This window comes from Rhodoferax sp. (assembly GCF_010365055.1).
Lineage (GTDB): Bacteria > Pseudomonadota > Gammaproteobacteria > Burkholderiales > Burkholderiaceae_C > Rhodoferax.
This window is the reverse complement of the sequence record NZ_JAAFHA010000067.1, coordinates 1-21,918: the sequence shown is the minus strand read 5'-3', so window position 1 is coordinate 21,918 and position 21,918 is coordinate 1. Positions and strand designations below refer to the sequence as shown.

22 protein-coding genes are annotated in these 21,918 nt (G+C 59.1%); 7 read left to right on the top strand and 15 right to left on the bottom strand.

The annotated features are described in order from the left end of the window. Positions 1 to 68: 68 nt before the first annotated feature. From GZ093_RS14370 to GZ093_RS14350, 5 genes are all read right to left on the bottom strand, one after another. Positions 69 to 227: a hypothetical protein gene (locus GZ093_RS14370; RefSeq protein ID WP_296487019.1), complete on the bottom strand. Its 159-nt coding sequence runs from the start codon at positions 225 to 227 to the stop codon at positions 69 to 71. Positions 228 to 246: 19 nt separating this feature from the next. Then, the gene (locus tag GZ093_RS14365) at positions 247 to 954 is read right to left on the bottom strand and encodes a response regulator transcription factor (protein ID WP_296487017.1); all 708 of its coding nucleotides are present in this window, start codon (positions 952 to 954) and stop codon (positions 247 to 249) included. Positions 955 to 1,102: 148 nt separating this feature from the next. Further along, positions 1,103 to 1,993, bottom strand: coding sequence for an acetylglutamate kinase (argB, locus tag GZ093_RS14360; RefSeq protein WP_296487015.1), 891 nt, complete (start codon positions 1,991 to 1,993; stop codon positions 1,103 to 1,105). A gap of 73 nt (positions 1,994 to 2,066) precedes the next feature. Continuing rightward, entirely contained in the window at positions 2,067 to 2,444 is a 378-nt protein-coding gene (locus GZ093_RS14355) for an H-NS histone family protein (protein WP_296487013.1), read from the bottom strand. Positions 2,445 to 2,736: 292 nt separating this feature from the next. After that, positions 2,737 to 4,734: an SDR family oxidoreductase gene (locus GZ093_RS14350; protein WP_296487012.1), complete on the bottom strand. Its 1,998-nt coding sequence runs from the start codon at positions 4,732 to 4,734 to the stop codon at positions 2,737 to 2,739. Positions 4,735 to 4,990: 256 nt separating this feature from the next. Between GZ093_RS14350 and GZ093_RS14345 the strand changes: the two genes are divergently transcribed. From GZ093_RS14345 to GZ093_RS14330, 4 genes are all read left to right on the top strand, one after another. Beyond that, complete coding sequence (locus GZ093_RS14345) at positions 4,991 to 5,593, top strand: phasin family protein (protein WP_296487020.1); 603 nt, start codon at positions 4,991 to 4,993, stop codon at positions 5,591 to 5,593. A 220-nt stretch (positions 5,594 to 5,813) separates the two neighbouring features. After that, complete coding sequence (locus GZ093_RS14340) at positions 5,814 to 7,067, top strand: patatin-like phospholipase family protein (RefSeq protein WP_296487009.1); 1,254 nt, start codon at positions 5,814 to 5,816, stop codon at positions 7,065 to 7,067. Then, the gene (locus GZ093_RS14335) at positions 7,061 to 7,723 is read left to right on the top strand and encodes a TetR/AcrR family transcriptional regulator (RefSeq protein ID WP_296487007.1); all 663 of its coding nucleotides are present in this window, start codon (positions 7,061 to 7,063) and stop codon (positions 7,721 to 7,723) included. The genes GZ093_RS14340 and GZ093_RS14335 overlap by 7 nt, the downstream gene beginning before the upstream one ends. Before the next feature lie 38 nt (positions 7,724 to 7,761). Beyond that, complete coding sequence (locus GZ093_RS14330; protein WP_296487004.1) at positions 7,762 to 8,535, top strand: hypothetical protein; 774 nt, start codon at positions 7,762 to 7,764, stop codon at positions 8,533 to 8,535. A 76-nt stretch (positions 8,536 to 8,611) separates the two neighbouring features. On the opposite strand, the gene GZ093_RS14325 is transcribed toward GZ093_RS14330, so the two are convergent. Next, positions 8,612 to 10,048, bottom strand: coding sequence for a wax ester/triacylglycerol synthase family O-acyltransferase (locus GZ093_RS14325; protein WP_296487002.1), 1,437 nt, complete (start codon positions 10,046 to 10,048; stop codon positions 8,612 to 8,614). A 258-nt stretch (positions 10,049 to 10,306) separates the two neighbouring features. Here GZ093_RS14325 and GZ093_RS14320 point away from each other — a divergent pair, with 258 nt between their 5' ends. Beyond that, a complete protein-coding gene (locus tag GZ093_RS14320; RefSeq protein ID WP_296487000.1) occupies positions 10,307 to 10,561 on the top strand; it encodes an acyl-CoA-binding protein in 255 nt (84 codons plus the stop codon). Positions 10,562 to 10,583: 22 nt separating this feature from the next. On the opposite strand, the gene GZ093_RS14315 is transcribed toward GZ093_RS14320, so the two are convergent. Together GZ093_RS14315 and GZ093_RS14310 are read right to left on the bottom strand one after the other, a co-directional pair. Further along, the gene (locus GZ093_RS14315; protein ID WP_296486998.1) at positions 10,584 to 10,922 is read right to left on the bottom strand and encodes a polyhydroxyalkanoic acid system family protein; all 339 of its coding nucleotides are present in this window, start codon (positions 10,920 to 10,922) and stop codon (positions 10,584 to 10,586) included. Further along, entirely contained in the window at positions 10,915 to 11,997 is a 1,083-nt protein-coding gene (locus tag GZ093_RS14310; protein ID WP_296486996.1) for an aminopeptidase, read from the bottom strand. Before GZ093_RS14310 ends, GZ093_RS14315 begins: the two co-directional genes overlap by 8 nt. Before the next feature lie 27 nt (positions 11,998 to 12,024). On the opposite strand from GZ093_RS14310, the gene GZ093_RS14305 reads away from it, so the two are divergent. Beyond that, entirely contained in the window at positions 12,025 to 12,369 is a 345-nt protein-coding gene (locus tag GZ093_RS14305; protein ID WP_296486994.1) for a DUF1840 domain-containing protein, read from the top strand. Positions 12,370 to 12,404: 35 nt separating this feature from the next. Here the strand turns inward: GZ093_RS14305 and GZ093_RS14300 are convergent, their stop codons facing one another. The 7 genes from GZ093_RS14300 to GZ093_RS14270 form a co-directional block, all read right to left on the bottom strand. After that, positions 12,405 to 13,661, bottom strand: a complete 1,257-nt coding sequence (locus tag GZ093_RS14300) for an AMP-binding protein (protein WP_296486992.1) — start codon at positions 13,659 to 13,661, stop codon at positions 12,405 to 12,407. Between the two features lie 57 nt (positions 13,662 to 13,718). Then, positions 13,719 to 14,528 carry an ABC transporter ATP-binding protein gene (locus GZ093_RS14295; protein WP_296486990.1) on the bottom strand — a complete coding sequence of 270 codons (810 nt, stop codon included), beginning with the start codon at positions 14,526 to 14,528 and terminating at the stop codon, positions 13,719 to 13,721. Between the two features lie 118 nt (positions 14,529 to 14,646). Next, complete coding sequence (locus GZ093_RS14290) at positions 14,647 to 15,969, bottom strand: ABC transporter substrate-binding protein (RefSeq protein WP_296486987.1); 1,323 nt, start codon at positions 15,967 to 15,969, stop codon at positions 14,647 to 14,649. Between the two features lie 72 nt (positions 15,970 to 16,041). Further along, positions 16,042 to 17,106: a branched-chain amino acid ABC transporter permease gene (locus GZ093_RS14285; RefSeq protein ID WP_296486985.1), complete on the bottom strand. Its 1,065-nt coding sequence runs from the start codon at positions 17,104 to 17,106 to the stop codon at positions 16,042 to 16,044. 30 nt (positions 17,107 to 17,136) lie between these two features. Beyond that, entirely contained in the window at positions 17,137 to 18,066 is a 930-nt protein-coding gene (locus tag GZ093_RS14280) for a branched-chain amino acid ABC transporter permease (RefSeq protein ID WP_296486983.1), read from the bottom strand. Between the two features lie 66 nt (positions 18,067 to 18,132). Next, positions 18,133 to 18,915 (bottom strand): ABC transporter ATP-binding protein, encoded by a 783-nt coding sequence (locus GZ093_RS14275; RefSeq protein WP_296486981.1) that lies wholly within the window; start codon positions 18,913 to 18,915, stop codon positions 18,133 to 18,135. Next, on the bottom strand, positions 18,912 to 20,858 hold the full coding sequence (locus GZ093_RS14270) for an AMP-binding protein (protein ID WP_296486980.1): 1,947 nt from the start codon (positions 20,856 to 20,858) through the stop codon (positions 18,912 to 18,914). The genes GZ093_RS14275 and GZ093_RS14270 overlap by 4 nt, the downstream gene beginning before the upstream one ends. A gap of 214 nt (positions 20,859 to 21,072) precedes the next feature. On the opposite strand from GZ093_RS14270, the gene GZ093_RS14265 reads away from it, so the two are divergent. Next, complete coding sequence (locus GZ093_RS14265) at positions 21,073 to 21,783, top strand: Crp/Fnr family transcriptional regulator (protein ID WP_296486977.1); 711 nt, start codon at positions 21,073 to 21,075, stop codon at positions 21,781 to 21,783. Positions 21,784 to 21,918: the final 135 nt, after the last annotated feature.

The following is a 21,918-nucleotide window of genomic DNA, read 5'->3' as shown; positions in this document are numbered from 1 at the left end:
TCGTGCCATTACAACTTTCTCAGAATAACGCCATTAGACCATTGATTTCATTGGGTTTCGGTGGTGGTTCAGGCTTTGAACTGTCGAACCCGGGTGAGCAGGTGGCGGTCTTGCTGCAACGCGGCGGCGTCGGCAAAGCGGTAATCAAACCAGGCATTGAGACCCGCCAGCAGACTCAAGGGAACCAGCAGCAACAGCAGCAAGCGCCGCTGCAGGCCGGAGGACATGGTGGCCAGCTGCATCCAGTCAAAGAGCCAGTTGGCGCGGGTCGCTGGTACTGCTTTCGATCAACTCCAGACGGTAGCCGAAGCCACGAATCGAGCGCAAGCCGATGCCATGCGGCTCCAACTTGCCACGCAAGCGAGAGATGTAAACCTCCACCGCGTTGGGCGTGATCTCTTTGTCCCAGCCGGTCAACGCTTGCAGCAGTTTGTCTTTGTTGGCGGGCTTGGGTGCGTTGATGAGCAAGTACTCCAGCACCGTCCACTCACGCGGCCCCAGTTCGAGCGACTGGCCGCTGGGACGCAAGCAGGCCAGCCTTGTGGCGGTGTTGAGCTCCAGCGCGCCAAAACTGAGCACCGCCGAGGTCGACGCTTGCGAGCGGCGCAACAGCGCGCGCAGGCGCGCCAGCAACTCGGGCAACTCGAACGGTTTGATCATGTAATCGTCGGCACCCGTGTCGAGCCCCTGCACCCGCTCGTGCAGGGCATCGCGCGCAGTGAGCAGCATTACGGGCATGGCGGGCGCGTCCTTGCGCAGGCGCTGCGTCAGCGCCAGGCCATCCATGCCGGGCAGACCAATGTCGAGGATGGCGACGTCAAAGTACTCGTGGCGCATGGCTTCCAGCGCGCGCTCCGCACTGCCCACCCAGTCCACCGCGTAACCGGCGTCGGTGAGGCCGAGCTTGATGCCGCTGGCCACCATGACATCATCCTCCACCAACAATAATCGCATGAAATTGGCCTCCAGCCCCGATGGAATAAGCACATATAGCTATTAAAATAATAGCAAATTAATTCTCAATGCGCTCAGCTTCCAGCCCCAGGCCGTTGGTCGGCGCGGGTCCAGCAGGGGCGCCTTGGGACCGGCTTTTGGTGTTTTGTCAATGCGAGCGAATCATCGTGCCAAAGGCCTGATCGGTCAAAATCTCCAGCAGCAGCACATGCGGCACCCGGCCATCAATGATGTGCACCGAGTTGACACCGCTCTTGGCCGCATCAAGCGCACCGCTGATCTTGGGCAGCATGCCGCCGCTGATCGTGCCGTCAGCAAACAGTTCATCAATCTGGCGCGCACTCAGATTGGTCAGCAGATTACCCGCTTTGTCGAGCACGCCGCTGATGTTGGTGAGCATCATCAGCTTTTCGGCCTTGAGCACGGTCGCCAGCTTGGCCGCCACCACGTCGGCATTGATGTTGTAGCTCTCGTTGTTCTCGCCAAAACCAATCGGGCTGATGACGGGAATGAAAGCGTCGTCCTGCAGCGCCTTGACGACGCTCGGGTCGATGCTGACGATGTCGCCAACCTGGCCGACATCATGCTCTTTGCTGGCATCAGCGCTGTCGCGCATTTTGAGCTTTTGGGCGCGAATCAGACCACCATCACGGCCGGTCAGGCCCACCGCCTTGCCCCCCGCCTGGTTGATCAGGCCGACGATGTCTTGCTGCACTTCACCACCCAGCACCCACTCGACAATCTCCATGGTTTCGGCATCGGTCACGCGCATGCCCTGGATGAACTCACCCTTTTTTCCAAGACGCTTCAAGGCGGCTTCTATCTGCGGTCCGCCGCCGTGCACCACCACCGGGTTGATGCCGACCAGCTTCAAGAGCACCACATCCTCGGCAAAATCGGCCTGCAAGGCCGGGTCGGTCATGGCGTTGCCGCCGTACTTGATGACCATGGTCTTGCCATGGAACTTGCGGATGTAGGGCAGCGCCTGGGCCAGGATTTCGGCTTTGTCGCGCGGGAGAATTTTGCTGACGTCGGTCATGGGGTGTTGTGCCTGAGGCTGAAAAGTCGGTGGGTAAATTGTGCCGTAACTTGCCCCAAGCGATTGACGCAACTCAGCTTTTGATCGCGAAATCTTCTTTGCTTTTGCCGTCAACCAGCAGCGCCGTCAACCAGCGTGGTGTCAAACCGCGGCCACTCCAGGTTTCGCCATTCGGGCCGCAGTATTTGGCGGGCACCGGTGCGGCGACTTTCTTGGGGTCGCCAGCGCCGGCGAGTTTGGCGGTAGCACCGGCCTTGACCACTTTGGTTGGTTTGGCTTTGCCCTTGGCCCCGCGCGCCTTGCCCGGCTGCAAATCTTTCAGGGTAATACCGAAGGCTTGCATCTTGACCAAAATGTCCTGCACCGTCTTGCCAAACTCCCGGGCTTTGATTTCGCCAGCCTGTTTCTGCAGTTTCTCTATCTGACTTTGAATCTCGATCAAATCACTCATACTAAACCCTCTTTGTTAGACATCTTGAAATCCCTGTCACGGCGGCTTCAACCGGCCATGTTTTCAAAACTAATTGAATGGGTCATATTATCTCTTCTTATAACCTTCGAACCCGGCACCGTTGTGACTTTAATTTCCAGCTATTAATGCCAAGCGTCCAGCCATTTGATATTCAGCACCGGGCGACGACATATTCCAGGAGTATGTCAAAAGACAATTTCAAATGAGACTTGCGCACTTGCGATGATAAATTCAAGGCTACCTCAACGGGCTGCAGTCAACAAAAACAAGCTCAAAAATGAATCCCCTGCATCATCTGCTGCATGGCCAGCGCCTCCGGCGAGAGGTGTTGCTTCAACACCTTGTCGCCCGGCTTCGCCCCCTTGGCCGCGCCCGAGTCCGGGAACATCCGGAAACTGGTGTTCATGGCGATTTGCGCCACCCTCGGCAGCACGGCATGCAAAATCTGACCGGTAATACCGAGCCGGGTGGCAATGCGCACCGGCTTGAAAATACAAGCTTCAGCAATCATGTCGGCGGCTTCCTCGGGCGCCAAGGTCGGCACGTTGTTGTACAGCCCGGTTGGCGCAATCATGGGGGTGCGCACCAGTGGCATGTTGATGGTGGTGAACGTGACGCCCTGATCGGCAAACTCGCTCGACGCGCAGCGCGCCCAGGCTTCCAGAGCCGCCTTGGAGGCCACATAGGCACTGAAACGCGGCGCGTTGGTGAGCACGCCGATCGAGCTGATATTGACCACGTGACCGTGGTGCTTGGCCACCATGCCCGGCAGCAAGCCCATGGTGACGCGCAAGCAGCCAAAATAATTGAGCTGCATGGTGCGCTCAAAGTCATGAAAACGGTCGTAGCTGGACTCAATGGCGCGGCGAATGGAGCGGCCTGCGTTGTTGATCAGGAAATCCACGCCGCCATGCTCATCAGTCAATTGCTTGATAAACCGGTCGCAGTCCGCCATGTCGGCAATGTCCGCCGGGTAGGCGATGAAACGGTAGCCTTTGGCCTTGGCCTCCTTGCAGGCTTCATCCAGCTTGTCGACGTCACGCCCGCAGATGACGGTAATGGCCCCGGCCTCGGCAAACTTGTGCGCAGTCGCCAGGCCGATGCCCGATGAGCCACCGGTGATCAGGACCACTTTGCCGGCCACCGTGCCGCGCAGGGTGTGATCAATGTGCAGGGCAGGGTCGAGATGACGCTCCCAGTAATCCCACAGACGCCAGGCGTAGTCTTTCAGGTTGGGGCATTCGACACCTGTGCCTTTGAGCGCGGCCAAGGTGTCGCGGCAATCAAAGCGCGTGGGGTAGTTGACAAAGGTGAGCATGTCCTCGGGCAGGCCCAGGTCTTTCAGAATGGCCTGGCGCACCCGGCGCACCGGCGCCAGTGCCATCAGGCCCTTGGTGACGCTGCGCGGAATAAACCCGAGCAAGGCGGCGTTGACGAACAGATTCATCTTGGGCGCGTGCGCGGCGCGGCTGAATATGTCGAGTACGTCGCCCACGCGGTAGCCCACCGGGTCCACCAGGTGGTAGCACTTTTTCGTGATACCTTTTTGGTGACTGATGGCGTCCAGTGCATCCACCACAAAGTCCACCGGCACAATGTTGACGCGCCCACCTTCCAGCCCCACCGAGGGCATCCAGGGCGGCAACAACTGGCGCATGCGCTGAATCAGCTTGAAGAAATAGTAGGGGCCGTCGATCTTGTCCATCTCGCCCGTGCGGCTGTCACCCACCACCATGGCGGGGCGGTACACCGACCAGGGCAGCTTGCTCTGCTGGCGCACGATTTTTTCACTCTCATGCTTGGTCCGGAAATAAGGGTGCTCGTAACTCTCGGCTTCCTCAAACATGTCCTCGCGGAACACACCCTCGTACAAGCCAGCCGCCGCGATCGAGCTCACATGATGGAAGTGCCGGGCCTGAATGGCAGCGGCGAGTTCCACCGCGTTGCGGGTGCCGTCAATGTTGATGGCAACCTGGCTGGCTTCATCAGCCGCCAGGTCATAGACGGCAGCCAGGTGGAAGAAATGATCAATCTGGCCCTTGAGCCGTTTCACGGCATCGGCAGACACTCCCAGCTTTTTGGCAGTCACGTCGCCGAATACCGGCACCGTGCGGGCCGCACTGGCACCCCAGAATTTCCGCAGACCTACCACCTTGCCCTCACTCTCCCGGCGGATCAGAAAGTGCACCACCGAGCCCTTGCGCGCAAGAAGTTTCTTGACGAGACGCTTGCCAATGAAGCCGGTGGCACCAGTAACAAAATATTGCATGAGAGCCTCCAATGAACCGTAAATACTTTCAGACGCGGGGTCGCAGGACGCCATGAAAGTGCGCGGTCTCATTCTGGCTGAAATCAGTCCCCTGTTCATTCAGGATTAACCCGCGCCTGGTTAGAGCCAACGCCTTAGAAAATTAGGATGCGCCACCTACACAGCGATTCGACCGGTCATTAAAGTGCAGTCTATGTACCAAATTTCCCTGGTGCAATCTGGTTCAAACAATTCAACCGTCTATCTGGAGCATTTCATGGTCAAAAAGCTGAAGAAAATCACCCCCCAAAAGAAAACCAACATGCCCCTGAAGGGCTCAGTGAAGGACTCGGCTCAGCAAATATGGCAGGCGGGTCTGGGCGCTTTCAACAAGGCCCAGGCTGAGGGCTCCAAGGCCTTTGAAGCCTTGGTCAAGGAAGGTGTGAGCTTGCAGCGCAAGACACAATCGGCTGCCGAAGAAAAAATCTCGGAAGCCACCAGCAAAATGTCCAGCATGGCAACTGACATTTCATCCAAGGCCGCCGGTCAATGGGACAAGCTGGAAAGCATTTTTGAAGAGCGCGTGGCCAAAGCGCTGAACAAGTTGGGCGTGCCATCGGCCAAGGACGTCAATGCACTGATCGCCCGCATCAATGAGCTTAACAAGAGCGTGCAAAGGCTGTCGACCAAAGAAGCGGCACCGAAAGCAGCCGTCAGAGCGGCAGCCAAAGTTGTGCCTAAAAAAACCGTCAAACCGGCGACCAAATCAGCAGTCAAACCCGTCGTCAAAGCGGTAGCCAAGCCAGCGGTCAAACGCGCGGCCCCCGCGCGCAAAACAGCAGCGGTCGAACCAGTTGAAGCCGCTGCAGCCCAGGCTTGATAGCGGAGTGTCGTGAGACCAGTGACACAGAGTGCGCGCCGGGGACGGGCAACATGACTTCTCGGAAAGGGCGCTTTGGCGCCCTTTCCTGCTTTCTTGACCCTCGGTAGAACCGATCGCAGGATTTGATGCACGCCTAGCGCAGCCCCAACGAAGGAGCATTTCAACCTTGCTGCGTCGCAGCAAATATCCATCACCATCACCTCTACACTTTGCGCTTATGAAACCAAAAATCTCTCAACCCCCAAGAATTGCGCTGGCACTGGCGGGTGGGGGCCCGTTGGGCGCGATCTACGAGATCGGCGCATTGTGCGCGCTGCAGGAGTCTCTGAACGGCATCGACTTCACCAAGTTGCAGCACTATGTGGGCGTATCCGCTGGCGGATTCATTGCGGCAGGCCTGGCCAATGGCATCACTCCTCAGGAGCTTTGTGCGTCCTTTATCGAGAACGACAGCGATGCGGCCGAATCCTTTGATCCGTCCTGGCTCCTGGAACCCGCCTATGGCGAGTTTGCGCGTCGCGCCATCATGTTGCCCGGTTTATTGCTTTCGGCCCTGTGGCATGTGACGGCGGGGCGCAAGTCGTTCATCCGTGCCCTCGAGCGCCTGAGCCCTGGCCTGCCCACCGGCATTTTTTCCAATGAGCAAATCCACGTCGAACTGGCACGCATCTACGCGCGCGAGGGCCGCACCAACGACTTCCGCCAGCTCAAAACACAACTCACCCTGGTGGCCACCAATCTGGACAGCAGCCAGGCGGTGCCCTTTGGTCGCCCGGGCTGGGACCATGTGCCGATCTCCAAAGCGGTGCAAGCCAGCGCTGCACTGCCGGGCTTGTTTCCGCCGGTTGAGATTGATGACAACTATTATGTTGACGGTGCCCTGAAGAAAACCATGCACGCCTCTGTGGCCCTGGCCGATGGCATTGACCTGATGCTGTGCCTGAACCCGTTGGTGCCGTTTGATGCCACAGCGCCGCAGGTCGCCAAGGTCATGCGCCGGGGTCTGTCCGCTGAAAAGCACCACATCCCGCGCATCATCGACGGCGGGTTGCCTGCGGTGCTGAGCCAGACTTTTCGCTCCATGATTCACTCGCGCCTGAGTCTGGGGATGAAGCACTACGAGCACCTCTACCCTGACTCCGACATCATCCTGATTGAGCCCGACCAGCGTGACCCGGAAATGTACCTGGCCAATACCTTCAGCTACGCCCAGCGCCGCAGCCTGGCCGAGCACGCTTATCAGCAAACACGCCAAATGCTGCGCTCCAACAAAACCGGTCTGTCCGAGAAACTCTGGCGCCATGGCATCAGCCTCCACCACGAAACACTGAACGACCCCAAGCGACACCTGAGTGCGCCGGTCAAGCCCTCCAGTCAGGTCGGGCGCGCGATTGCGAATCTGCAGGAAATCATGGACGATTTGGGTCACGTCGTACGCTCTGCGGCGCATAAAAGCCGCCCCTCATGGTAAAAAAAGCGCCCCGGCGCACCGCCGAGCGAATTCTGGAGGTGACGCTGGAGTTGTTCAACCGCTTTGGCGAGCCCAATGTTTCCACCACCTTGATATCAGCCGAACTGAGTATCAGCCCGGGGAACCTCTACTACCACTACCCCGCAAAAGACGAACTCATCAACTCGCTGTTTGACCGTTACGAGCGCGCATTGAACGAGTTACTCAATGCCAGCGACGGGGTACGCGACGTGGAGGACGCCTGGTTCTTCATGCACAGTCTGTTTGAGTTGATCTGGCAGTACCGGTTTTTGTACCGCGACCTGAACGACTTACTGAGCAAAAACAGGCGGCTCGAAACACACTTCCAATCGGTCCTGAAAAACAAGACCCGCGCCGTCAAAGCGCTGCTGGACGGCATGAGCCGCACCGGCGCTGTGGCTATCGATTCCCGTGAGGTCGAAGCCACTGCCACCAGCATGGTGGTGGTGCTGACGTACTGGCTGAGTTATGAGTATGTACGCGACCCGCGCCGCGCCCTCGAACCTGAAAACGCCCAAGCCGCGCTGCTGCGCGGTGCCCACCATGTATTGAACCTGCTGGTGCCCTATCTGGAGCCGGGCCAGCGGATGCATCTGCTGCAACTGGTGGACGCCTACAATAACGGCGAGAGATAAAGAAAAGAGGCCGGTCACACCCGCCAAAGGAGACAGAAATGGCCAAATGGACCGCTTTCCCGTTCGCGGGAGATTACGTTTTTACCGCTGCCAGTGTCAAAAAGAACTGGGAACGGCTGCACCTGGGTGACGCTGAGCCGTTACCCAAAGACACCAAAGTGCTGCAAGCCTGGGCGCTGTTTCACAATGGTGAATTCCAGAAAGCCAGGGAGATGGGGCTCAAAATCGGCGGTGCCGGCCTCACCGTCGCCAACAAGGCGGCGTGCATTTACGCGACCTACCTGGAACAACAAGAAAAGGCCCGGCTCGACCTCTACATGGACGTGGTCCGGCGCGCCACTGCCCAAGCCGCCGAAGACCCCACCAACTTCAACGCCCTTTACTGGCAAGCCTATGCACTGAGTCGCTACAGCCAAGGCATCAGCGTGGCCAAAGCGCTGGCCCAGGGGCTGGGCAGCAAGGTCAAAAAAGAGCTGGAAAACGTCATCCAAATCGAGCCCAAACACGCTGATGCCCGCATCGCCTTGGGCTCGTTTCATGCCGAGGTGATTGACAAGGTGGGTTCGCTGATTGGTGGCATGACCTACGGGGCCAAAAAAGACACCGGCCTACGGCTGTTCCAGGAAGCCCTCACGCTGAACTTCCAGTCCGCCATCGGCATGATCGAATACGCCAACGCCATGCTCATGCTCGATGGCGACAAGATGATGAAGGAGGCGACCCGCCTGTACCAACAAGCCGCTGCCGCCAAGCCCATGGATGCGATGGAGCGGCTCGATGTGGAAATGGCAAGGGTCGAACTGGAAGACTGAGAAGTTTTAAGCCATTTAGGCCTCTAGCCCTTATGAAACGGTCGCATGATGCTATTTAAATAGCAGCAAAATGCGGTCAAATTTCCCACGGAAGCATCAAGGTCAACAGGGTCAGCGTGGCAAACTCTGGCTCAAACTGGTCGATGATTTTTTGTGGATCGGGGCACAGCGTGGTGTCGCTGATCACGCCAAACTGCACCCCCCCGCCGTAACTCAAAATCGAGACGCCCAATCCCACCGTGCCCGACTGCGGTACCCAAACCAAGTTTTGCTCCAGCGTGGCGCCGAGAAACTTGAGTTTCTCGCGCGGACCCGGCACGTTGGTCATGACGGCGGTGGTTTTTTTGGAGAACAGAGTCAACAGTGCGTCTTGCGCCGGCTTCATCAACACCCCTGCCACCGCCAGCAACGCATACGCCAGCAGGGGTTGCATGCTGCCTTTCATGTCTCCCATGCGCGCGCGCACCGCGAACACGCGCTCAATCGGGTTCTCGATGCCAATGGGCAGCACCACCGGCGCCAAGCCAAAACGATTGCCCAGCTGGTAGGAATCTTCGATCGGGCGCAGGTTCACAGGCACCATGGCCCGGATCTCCTTGCCGGCAACGTCATCGCCGAAAGACCTGAGGTACTTGCCCAGGGCGCCCGCCACGCAACTCAACAGCACATCGTTGACCGAGCAGTTCAAGGCGCGCCCGACCGCCTTGACCTCTTCCAGCGGAATCGGTTGACACCAGGCCACGCGTTTGCGCGTGCCGGGCGTGCCCTTGAGGCGCGTCGACGAGTCATCGGGCATGAGCGCCAACGCGGCCGCATCGCGCACCACCTGATACGTCATTTTGGCCAGGTCCAACGAACCGGCCAGACTTTTCTCCAGGCCTTGCTCCACGCTCTGTTTCGGATCGAGCAGCATCGCCAGGGCGTTGACCGCGCCGTCCCCCACCGCGTCAAGTGTTTTGACCGCCGCCTGCGTGAACGGCCGGATCAGCGTGTCTGCAAGCCAGTCATCCGCACCCGCCGGCCCCTCAGCCGACGCAGGCGTGGTCGCGCTACGGGGGGGTGCAGAACCGCCATCCACCAGCGACTGGGTCACGGCAATCAGCGCCAGACCATCGGCAATACAATGATGCAGACGCGCCATCAAGGCCGAGCCGCCCTGGTAATGCTCAACCAGGCGAAACTCCCACAAGGGATGGTTCATGTCAAGCGCTTGCATGGCGAGTTCTGCCAGACGCTCCTGCAAGGCCGTTTGCTCCGCGCCTTTGGCCGTGACCGGCAAGGTCTCGCGCACGACGTGGCGCTCAATGTGGAAATCCATATCCGTGATCCAACTGGCGCCGCTTGCATCCTGCAGCACCCGCTGCCCGAAGCGCGGGTATTTCAGCAACCGCTCTTCAATGCGCTGGCAGACCGCCGGGTAACTAACGCCGGGCTTGATGATCCACACCCCGACGATCAACATCAAATTGCTGGGCGAATCCATCCGCAGCCAAGCCGTATCGACCTTGCTCATGCGCTCCTGGATCGGCCCGCATGGCTGAGCTTCATCCCCGGATGCCTTCTTTTTAGCCCGTGGGCCCGCTGCCCTCTGTGCGGTTTTGGTCGTTTTTTGGGCAACGATTCGGGTAACCATAAACACTCCTGACCGGGCAAAGCCACGGCATAACAACAGTTGCTGGGGAACACCCCCTATTCTGTCGACAAGACGCACACTAAGATACAGCGCATTGAACTCAACCTGGTGGGTTCTTGACTTTATCTGGAGAAAATCATGTCTGACCTGAAAACGAAATTCGAAACTGCCCTTGCCGATTCAAAAAACCTGAGCGAGCGCCCGGATAACGCCACACTACTCAAGATTTATGCCCTCTACAAGCAAGCCAGCGTTGGCGACAACACCGACAAAAAACCTGGCTTCAGCGACATGGTGGGGCGTGCCAAATGGGAAGCCTGGAACAACCTCAAAGGCACCAGCAGCGCCGATGCCATGCAACAATACGTTGACCTGATTGAGTCCTTGAGCTAGAGCACCCGCAGTCGCGCTCGCCTCAGGGCTTCTTGGAAGCATGGGGTTTCGCATGCGCCCGGGGCTTGGGCTTGGGCGTGAGCAGCTCATCGAGATTTTGTGTGATTTCGCTCTCGATCCGCGCCTTGAACGCGCCAACCAGAAAACCAAGTTTGGCCTGGAGTTCAAACCTGTCTTGGGTCACCGACAAAGTGCCTTGCACACCCGAGCGTGCAAAAGTCACTTCATCGGCCGTCTTGCCTTCCTCGTAGGTACAGCGCATGCCAAATTCTTGTTCGGCGTTTTCCGCCCATTTGAACGCGACCTCACGTGCATGAACCAAGCCAAGCGTGTGATGACGCACGATATGAAGATCAGCCACTGAGATGCTCCGTTGTTGTTTGTTGCAGGACTCGGGTCCGCTGCGCCTTGGGCATTTGCGCCAACTGCCGCACTGCATCATAAAACCGTTGCCAGTCGCGCCCCTGGCGCTCAAACAAAGCCTCGAAGCCCGGCACCAGTTCGTCATACGCAGCCCAAGCGGCCAGCGCCGCATTGGTGGCGCCCGCGACCCAGGCGTCATAGCCAGCGTAACCACCCCAACTCGTTCTCAGCCGGGCGTAGTCATCATGAAAATCCTTCATCACTTCCTTTTTCATAGCTACTTGCCCTGCAGTGACGGGGGCTAGAGGCTTATTTATCTTATAAATATCCGCCAGCCGGGTACGCGTTACGCGCGACAGCGCCCGTATCTGGCGACGCCGGGCATCAAACTCTGCGTACTCTTTGCGGGCCATTGCCGAGCCATGCAGCGCGAGCCAGCGCTGACCACCGAGTCGCTCCACCGCCGTGGCAAACGACTCATTGAACACGGTATCGTCCTTCACATACAGCACCTGATGTGCCAACTCATGAAAGATCATGCGCGCCAACTCACCCTCCGGGTAGTGGATGAAGGTGTTGAGCAGCGGGTCGCCGCCGGCCCAGTTCAGCCAGCCCAGCGTCGAATAGGCCGGTACGCCATAGACGCTGGCCTCCAGCCCGTCGCGCTCAAGCGCCAGCGCCTCGGCACGCGCCTCAGCCTCGTTGAAATACCCGCGGTAACTGACACAGCCCGCGACCGGAAAACACCAGGTCTTGAGCGTCAGCGAAAACTCCGGTGTCGCCACCACATTCCACACGGCCGAACGGCGCTGCAGATCGGCATAGCGCTGGTAGCTGGCGTTGTCGGGCAGTTGCAGGTCGGTCACGGCAAAGGCGCGAATGCGCTGGGCCAGCAGCAGGCGCTGCTTCAAGGTCGGCGCGACGCGCTCATCGGCGAGCAACTGCGCAATCGGTCGGGCCGCCTTCATCATTTGCAGATGACCCCCGATGGACTGCAGGTAATAGCCCGTGTCAGCGCAACTGGCCAGCCAGGGGATCAAGGTCAGGAGCAGGACGTTTCGCAAGGTTCGCATCAGAAAAACAGTTTACGATATGCCACCATGCTCTACAAATTCAAATCCAAAAACACCGGTGACGTCATCATGCTGCAGGCCAACGGCCGGCGCATACTGCAGATCATTGGCAAAGAGGTCCCCGAGGACATCACAACCACGGGCGAAAAAGGCATCATCTTGCCCGAGCAGATGCCTGCCGCCATAGCCGCGCTGGAAGCGGCCATTGCCCGAGAAGAAGCGGACCAGAAAGCGGCCGTAGCCGAAGCTCTGGCACGTCATGAGCCAGCGCCCCACTTTGAATCCATCTCCTTGCGCCAGCGCGCGCAGCCCTTCGTTGAGATGCTGCAGCGCTGCATGGAAGATGGCAGCGACGTCGTCTGGGGCGTTTAACCGGCGCCAGCGCCGCCTGCTGGCACTGTTTCGGGTTAGCGGTAGCTGCGGGCGTCCTCGATCACCTTGCCGTCGTTGGGCAGGCTGCCCGGCAGCAATATCTCAACTGCGCCGCGGAGCTTGGTGACATCCCGAATCGCCTCGCCAATCTTGGCGGCCAGCGCATCCGGGCCGCTGCACGCCGTCTCTATCTTGAGCGTCATGGCATCGTTGGCCATCTCACCGGTCACCACCAGCCGGGCGCGCGTCACTTCAGGAAAACGTTTGATGATGTCAGCGACCTGGCTCGGGTGCACGAACATGCCGCGGATTTTGGTCGTCTGATCAGCCCGCCCGAGCCAGCCCTTGATGCGCGTGTTGGTGCGCCCGGTCGGGCAGGGGCCGCTCAATACCGCCGACAAGTCGCCGGTGCCAAAGCGAACCAGGGGATAGTCCGGGTTCAGTGTGGTGACCACCACTTCGCCCACTTCACCGTCCTGCACCGGGTCACCGGTGCCGGGCCGCACGATTTCAACGATCACATTTTCATCCAGCACCAGGCCCTCTCTGGCCGCCGTCTCATAGGCAATCAAGCCCAGATCAGCGGTGGCGTAGCACTGGTAACCGGCAATGCCACGCTCGGCAAACCAGTCGCGCAAGGAGGGCGGAAAGGCTTCGCCGCCAAACATGGCCTTCTTGACACTCGGCAACGCCACGCCCACCTCAAGCGCCTTGTCCACAATGATCTTCAGAAAGCTCGGCGTGCCGATATAGCCCGCCGGCTGCAGCTCGCGCATGGCTTGCACTTGCTGCTCCGTCTGGCCGGTGCCCCCCGGAAAGACCGTGCAGCCCAGCGCGTGAGCGCCCGACTCCATCATGGAACCGGCTGGAACAAAGTGGTAGCTAAAGCTGTTGTGGATCAACTCACCAGGGCGAAAACCGGCCGCAAACATGGCGCGGGCCATGCGCCAATAGTCGCGTGCCCCGCCTTCGGGCTCATAGATCGGTCCCGGGCTTGCAAAAACGCGCGGCATCTGCTCGCCAAAGCCGACCGCGCTGAAGCCGCCAAACACGTCGCCGCCCACGGCTCTGCTGGCCTGCTGGCGCTCCAGCAACTCATGCTTGCGCGTGACAGGCAGCGCCACCAAGGCCTGCCGACTGGTCACAGTCGCCGGGTTGACGTCCTGCAAAATCTCCTGGAAAGCGGCCGACGAAGCCCTAGCATGGGCCACCTGAGCCGGCAATGCGGCCATCAGGGCAGTTTCACGCGCCGTGGGTTCGCGCATTTCCAACGCATCGAAATAGTCAGTCATGGTTTTTCCTGTGAGGGCAACGGCCGCGACGGGGCCGACGCATGGCAGTCATCGTTTTCAGGCCAGCCAGCGCTTGCGCCGCTTGTAACTCTTCACGTCCTTGAAGCTCTTGCGCTCGCCCCCGCCCATGCCCAGGTAGAACTCCTTGACGTCTTCATTGTTGGCGAGATCACTGGCCACACCGTCCATCACCACCCGGCCGGACTCCATGATGTAGCCGTAGTCGGCGTATTTCAGTGCCATATTGGTGTTCTGCTCCGCCAGCAGAAAAGTGACCTTCTCTTTCTGGTTGAGGTCTTTGACAATCTCAAACACCTCTTCCACAATTTGTGGCGCCAAACCCATGGACGGTTCATCGAGCAGCACCATGCTCGGGTTGGCCATCAGGGCGCGGCCAATGGCGCACATTTGCTGCTCGCCGCCCGAGGTGTAAGCGGCCTGGCTGGTGCGCCGCGTCTTCAGGCGTGGAAAGTAGGTATAGACCTTTTCCAGGTTGCGGGCAATCTCAGCCTTGTCCTTGCGGGTGTAGCTGCCGGTCAGCAAATTTTCTTCAATCGTCAGGTGCGCAAAACAATGGCGCCCCTCCATCACCTGCACCACGCCGCGCTGCACCAGGTCAGACGGTGAAAGATTCTCGATGCGCTCGCCGCGCAACTCAATCGAGCCCTTGGTGACTTCACCGCGTTCGCCGCGCAGCAGATTGGAAATGGCACGCAAGGTCGTGGTCTTGCCCGCGCCGTTGCCGCCCAGAATGGCCACGATCTTGCCCTCCGGCACGTTGAGTGAAACGCCCTTAAGCACCAGGACGACGTGGTTGTAAATGACCTCGATGCCATTGACGTTGAGAACGATTTTTTTTGGTTCCATGAGTCGCTACCTTTTGACAATCGACAGAGCTGCGTTGCAGACCTGTCGATTGGCGGCTCGCCGGAGCCGCCAAGGTGGATCGGAAAGGGGGGGCGCCTCTCAGCAGCGCCACGACCGCCTAAGAGCAGTTGCGACGCTCGATCTTCTTGTCTTTCGCATACTTGTCAGCAAGCTCCTTGACCAGCGGATCGATGATGGATTTGTCGGCCTGATACCAGTCGGACTTGATCTGCCACTTGGCACCATCCCACTGAACGACGCGCGCCCAGTCGGTGCCCATGTGGTCGCTGCAGGAAGTCTTCACCGGTCGCATCATTTCGCCAAAGCCCAGCGCTTTCAGTTTTTCGGCCGTCAGGTTCAGGTTCTCGAAACCCCAGCGAACCTGCTCGGACGTGAGTGACTTGCCCTTGCCGTATTTTTCCTGGGCAGCGCGGATCGCTTCGACCTGCAACATGGAAATCATCATGCCGCGGGTGTGCGCCATCCCGCCGACTCCGCTGGCGTTCGATGCTGTGCCCTGGCCCTTGTCATAGACATGCTTTTTCAGGTCATCATGCACCTTGTCTTTGACCGAGTTGTTATGAATGGAGAGTGTGTTGTAGCCCTTGGCAGCATCGCCCAGGTCTTTCACGTCATGGTCAGAGCCAGCCCACCAGATGGAATAGATCTTTTCGCGCGGGTAGCCGCTGGCCTGAGCCTCGCGAATGGCGGCCGGTGTCATCACGCCAGCGGACCAGAGCAACAAATAATCGGGCTTTTGCTGGCGAACCTGCAGCCAGGTTGATTTTTGTTCGACTCCGGGAGGCGTGACCGGGAACAGTGCCAACTCGAAGCCTTCCTTGGCGGCGAGTTTTTGCAGCAGCAGAATGGGTTCCTTTCCGTACGGCGAGTCGTGGTAAACCAGCGCAATTTTCTTGCCCTTCAGGCTGCCCTTTTCTTTCTTCAGGATATCCTGGATCATCACGTCGGTAGCGGTCCAATAGGTGCCCAGCAACGGGAAATTCCACGCAAACACCGTGCCATCGACCGACTGCGACAGGCCATAGCCCATAGTTTCGATCGACACCTTGTCGTTGAAGGCCTTGTCGGTCAGGGCAAAGGTGATACCGGTGGACTGCGGGTCGAAGCCCGAAGCGCCCGAGCCGCTTTTCTTCAAGCGCTCGTAGCATTCCACACCCTTGGCGGCGTCATAGGCAGTTTCGCATTCTTCGAACGTGAGCTTGACGCCATTGACACCACCGTCACGCGCGTTGACAAGCTTGAGGTAGTCGGCCTTGCCATCGGCCCAGGGAATGCCCAGTGGAGCGAACTGGCCGGTGCGGTATACGAGCAATGGAATGAACTGCTCAGCCGCCTGGGCGTAGGCAGAGGGGGTCGTGACCACCGCTGCAAGGCCGGCAGTGACGATGGTGGCCGCAAGGGCCAGGGTTTTCAGTCTCATACTTGTCTCCTGTTGTAAAAGCACGTTGCAGTGCGGGTGAAAAAAACGAGTCCAGGTGGTCCGTGCAATGGCTCAATGGGGAAAAGGCCACAGCCGCAGCTTTTGCCGAGCAGTGAGCCACAGCCGAGCCAGGCCATGCGGTTCCACGATCAGAAAAAACACGATCAATGCGCCAAAAATCATATGCTCCAGCTGGGATGCGGTGGCCGTGGATAACGGCAGTCCCAGCCAGTGCGGAACCTGGTTCAGAAAAAGCGGCAGCAGAACAATGAAGGCCGCGCCGAAGAAACTGCCGACGATGGAGCCCAGCCCGCCAATAATCACCATGAACAACAACTGGAACGACTTGTCGATACCAAAGGCTGCCGGTTCCCAGGCGCCCAGGTGAACGAAGGCCCACAACGCACCGGCCACGCCGACGATAAAACTGCTGACTGCAAAGGCCGACAGTTTGGCGTAGACCGGGCGGATGCCGATGACGGCGGCCGCCACATCCATGTCACGAATCGCCATCCATTCGCGACCGATGGCACCGCGCACAAGATTCTTGGCGAGAATGCCGACGACCAGCACAATCGCCAAGCAAAGCAAATATTTCTCGACCGACGTGCCCAGCGCAAGGCCAAAAAAGTTCAGGTCGCCCACGCTCACCGAGCCCGACGAGGAATCGTTGGTCACCCATCTCACGCGATTGGTGAACCAGTCGATGAAGAACTGCGCCGCCAGTGTGGCCACCGCCAGGTACAGGCCGCGGATGCGCAGACTGGGAAGGCCAAAGAGCACACCGGCCGCCGTCGCGCACAGGCCGCCTCCAACCAGCGAGACAATGAGCGGCATGCCGTCAAAGCGCGTGTGCAGGTTGAAGGCCGCATAGGCACCCACTGCCATGAAGGCGCCAGTGCCCAGCGATATCTGCCCGCAATAACCCACCAGGATGTTGAGGCCGATCGCCGCCAGCGACAGGATGAGGAAGGGAATGAACACCGCGCGGAACATGTAGTCGCTGGCCAGCAGCGGTACAGCCACCGTGGCCACAAGCAGTAGCATGACGATGGCGATGCGGTCCTGCAGGATGGGAAATATCTGCAGGTCAGCCCGGTAGGTGCTTTTGAACTGGCCGTTCTCGCGGTAGAACATGATGGATGGTCTTTCGTGAAGGCTATGATTTCAAACGCGGTCAATGATCTTGTCGCCGAAGAGACCCTGCGGCCGCACCAGCAGGAAAGCCAGCGCCAGCACATAGGCGAACCAGTTCTCGATGCCACCTCCCATCATCGGGCCGATGTAGATTTCCGAGAGTTTCTCGCCCACGCCGATGATCAGCCCGCCGAGGACCGCACCCGGCACCGAGGTCAGGCCGCCCAGGATCACCACCGGGAACGCCTTGAGCGCCACCAGCGATATCGAGAATTGCACGCCCAGCTTGGAACCCCAGATGATCCCAGCCACCAGGGCCACGATCCCGCCCATCGACCAGACGATGACCCAGATGCGAGACAGCGCGATGCCGATGGACTGCGCCGCCTGGTGGTCATCTGCCACTGCCCGCAGCGCACGGCCGGTCTTGGTTTTCTGGAAGAACAGCGAAAGCAGGGTGACCAGCGCGGCGGCCGCGGCGGCGGCGTACAGGTCTTCCTTGCTCAGCAGCAAGCCGCCCTCGAACATGTTTTCCAGCACGATCATCGGCTCCTTGGGCATGCCCACGTCGATCTTGTAGGTCGCGCTGCCGAATAGCAGCTGGCCCGCGCCGTCCATGAAATAACTGACGCCCAGGGTCGCCATCAGCAGTGTGATGCCATCCTGGTTGACCAGCTTGCTCAGCGCCAGCCGTTCGATAAGCCAGGCCACCATGACCATGAGTGCCACGGAGACTGCAAAGGCCAGGACATTGGCCAGCACCAGGTTATCGAAGCCCAGCCAATGAGGAATCCATTCAGAGAAACGCGCCATGGACAGGGCCGCAAATAGCACCATGGCTCCCTGCGCAAAATTGAAAACGCCCGAGGCCTTGAAGATGAGCACAAAGCCCAATGCCACCAGGGAATAGAGCATGCCGGCCATCAGGCCGCCGAACATAGTTTCGAGGAAAAAACCCATCACACTTCCTTAGTCAGTTGGGGACAGGGCTTGCCGCTTCGCGACTGCGGTCTGTCCTGCAAATTCTCAGTGACCCGTGCCCAGGTAGGCGCTGATCACGTCTTCGTTTTGGCGCACTTCATCGGGCGTGCCGTCGCCGATCTTCATGCCGTAATCGAGCACCACCACACGGTCCGAAATGTCCATCACCACTCCCATGTCGTGCTCAATCAACACCACCGTGGTACCGAACTCCTGATTGACATCAAGCACAAAGCGGCACATGTCCTGCTTTTCTTCGACGTTCATGCCAGCCATGGGTTCGTCCAGCAGCAGCACCTGCGGCTCCATCGCCAGCGCGCGACCCAAGTCCACGCGCTTTTGCAGCCCATAGGGCAGTTGGCCGACCGGGGTCTTGCGATGCGCCTGTATTTCCAGAAAATCGATGATGTGTTCGACAGCTTCGCGGTGCTGCTCTTCTTCGCGTTGCGCTGGGCCAATGCGCAATGCCTGCATGAACAGGTTGCTCTTGATGCGCAGATTGCGGCCGGTCATGATGTTGTCAATCACGCTCATGCCCTTGAACAGCGCCAGATTCTGGAATGTGCGCGCTATGCCCATGGCAGCCACGCGGTGGCTGTCCATGTGGTTGAAAGACTTGCCGCGAAAAGTAATCGAGCCTTGTTGCGGCGCATAGACACCGTTGATGCAATTGAGCATGGAGCTCTTGCCCGCACCATTGGGGCCGATGATGGCGCGCACCTCATGCTCGCGCACATCGAATGAGATGTCAGTGAGCGCCTTGACGCCGCCGAAACTGAGCGATATGTTTTTGACGTCAAGGATGACCTCACCAATCTTTTTACTCATGCTGCCGCCTTCACTGGCGCAAATGTCTTTGCGTCGTCAATTCTGAGCGTGGCACTGACGCTGCCGGTGCGGCCATCCTCAAACTTGACTTGGGTTTCGATGAACTGTGATGTCTTTCCGCCATACAAGGCATCAACCAGCACGTCGTATTTTTCAGCGATGAAGCCACGCCGGACCTTGTTCGTGCGCGTCAATTCGCCGTCGTCGGCATCGAGCTCCTTGTGCAGCACCAGGAAGCGGCTGACTTGCGAGCCCGCCAGCAGCGCATCAACGCTGAGGTCGGCATTCACTTTCTCCACGCATTCCTTGATGAGTTGGTAAACCTCCGGCTTTTGCGCGAGATCGGTGTAGCCGGCATAGGGCAAATTGCGGCGCTCGGCCCAATTACCCACCGCGTCAACATCGATATTGATCATGACACAGACCTTTTCGCGGCCATCACCGTAGGCCACCACTTCCTTGATGTACGGAAAGAACTTGAGCTTGTTCTCCACATACTTGGGGGCGAACATGGCGCCGTCGTTGGCGCCGCCCTTGATGCGGCCCACATCCTTGACGCGATCGATGATCTTGAGGTGACCATGGGCGTCGAGAAAACCGGCGTCGCTGGTGTGGTACCAGCCGTCTGGCGTCAGCACTTCGGCGGTGGCCTCAGGATTTTTGAAATAGCCCTTGAGCAGACCCGGCGACTTGACCAGTATTTCGCCGTTGTCGGCGACCTTGATTTCGACCCCGGCGCAGGGCACGCCCACCGTGTCGGCGCGCGCCTCGTTGTCGGGCTGCAAGCAAACAAAAACGGCCGTCTCGGTGGAACCGTAGAGCTGTTTGAGATTGATACCAATGGAACGATAAAAACTGAACAGGTCCGGGCCGATGGCCTCACCGGCCGTGTAGGCGATGCGCACCCGACTCATGCCCAAATTGTTGCGCAGCGGGCCATACACCATGAAGTTGCCCAGGGCATATAGCACGCGATCCGCCAGCCCCACCGCTTTGCCGTCCATCAAGGCAGGGCCAATCCGTTTTGCCACGCCCATGAAGAATTCAAACATCTTGCGTTTAAGCGTGCCCGCGTCTTCCATGCGGATCATCACGCTGGTCAGCAAGCCTTCAAACACCCGCGGCGGTGCAAAGTAATAGGTGGGGCCGACTTCTTTCAGGTCGATGGTGACGGTGGCCGCCGACTCCGGACAATTCACCACGTAGCCGCAGGCCAGCCATTGCGCGTAGCTGAAGATGTTTTGCCCGATCCAGGCCGGCGGCAAATAGGCCAGCACCTCCTCCGCAGAGCTCAGCTTGTCAAAGTCAGCACCGGCCTTGGCCCGGTTCAATAGCGAGTTGTGCGTATGCACGACGCCCTTGGGATTGCCGGTGGTGCCGGAGGTGAAAAACATGGCCGCCACATCATCGGGCTTGATCTGGCTCACTTCGGACTTGAAAAATTCTGGGTGCTGGGCGGCAAAGGCTTTGCCTGCGGCCAGCAAGTCGTCGAGCGCCATCAGACCCGGCTCCTCGTAGCTGCGCAGGCCACGCGGATCATCAAAGTAGATATGGGAGAGCTGCGGACACTGCTCGCGGATTTCCAACAGTTTGTCGACCTGTTCCTGGTCTTCGGCAAAGGCAAAACGCACGTCGGCATTGTTGATGGGGAACACGCACTCGGGCGCGGCGGCATCCTGATAAAGCGGAATGGGGATGGCCCCAATCGACTGCACGGCCAGCATGGTGGCATACAAGCGCGGGCGATTGGCGCCAATCAAAATCATGTGCTCGTCGCGGCGCAGCCCGGCTTGATGCAGTCCGCAGGCGAGCCGCTCCACCATCACGGCCAGATCAGCCCAGGACAGGGCCTGCCAAATGCCATACTCTTTCTCACGCATGGCGGGCGCCAGCGGTCGCTGCGCGGCGTGATTCAACAGAAGTCGAGGAAAAGTGGTCTGCATTCCAATACCTTGTCTTAAATCCAATGAGCTTGCGAGAGAAATCTTCAGTTCTGCCCCAACTGGGCAATCCGACTTGGCCATCGGTCGTCGGCTTGCTGGAATGGGGCAAATAGTAAGCATTCATTTGACGTCAAGTTGTCATTTGAACGACAATTTGGACTATTCTCAGTAGGTGTTTTCCCTGCGCTTATCAACAACTGGCAGCCCATGCTTGATGACCTCCGACATTTCTCTCCACCAGCGTCGCCGACCGCTGACACCTCTCGAACTCAACACGATCCCATGGCTTGATCGGCTGTCGCCGAATGAGTACGAGCGGGCGGTAGACGACCTCAAAATTGCCGACGCCGTCGCGGGCGACTACGTCTGCCGCACCGGTCGACCGGTCACCTACTGGTTTGGCGTCGTGGACGGCTTGCTTAAAATGAGCAGCGACAACGCCGAGGGTCAGACCATGACCTTTGCCGGCGTGCCGCCCGGCGGTTGGTTCGGCGAAGGCACCGCCCTGAAGCGCGAAAGCTACCGCTACAACATCCAGGCTCTGCGAAAAAGCCGCGTGGCCGGGCTGCACGTCGACACCTTCCACTGGTTGCTGGACAACTCGATTGGCTTCAACCGCTTTGTGATGAACCAGCTCAACGAGCGGCTCGGCCAGTTCATTGCCGCGCGCGAGATTGACCGCATGAGCAACCCCGACGTCCGGGTGGCGCGCAGTCTGGCCGCGCTGTTCAACCCGGTGCTGTATCCCGGCGTCGGCGAGGTGCTGCGCATCACGCAGCAGGAACTGGCCTACCTGGTGGGCCTGTCGCGCCAGCGCGTGAATGAAGCGCTGACAGCGCTGGCTGAGCAGGACGTGATTCGCGTCGAATACGGCGGCCTGCGCGTGCTCAGTCTGGCGGCACTGCGCTCCCAGATATTTTTATAACAAATCAGCCTCTAGCCCTCGTAAAATAAGCACTTATAGCTACTATATATATAGCAAAATGACAGACTCAAAAGACCCTCCCCTTTTTCGCCGCGCAGCGCCACCCACGCCCCGCGCACCCCTTCCGTCCGGCCA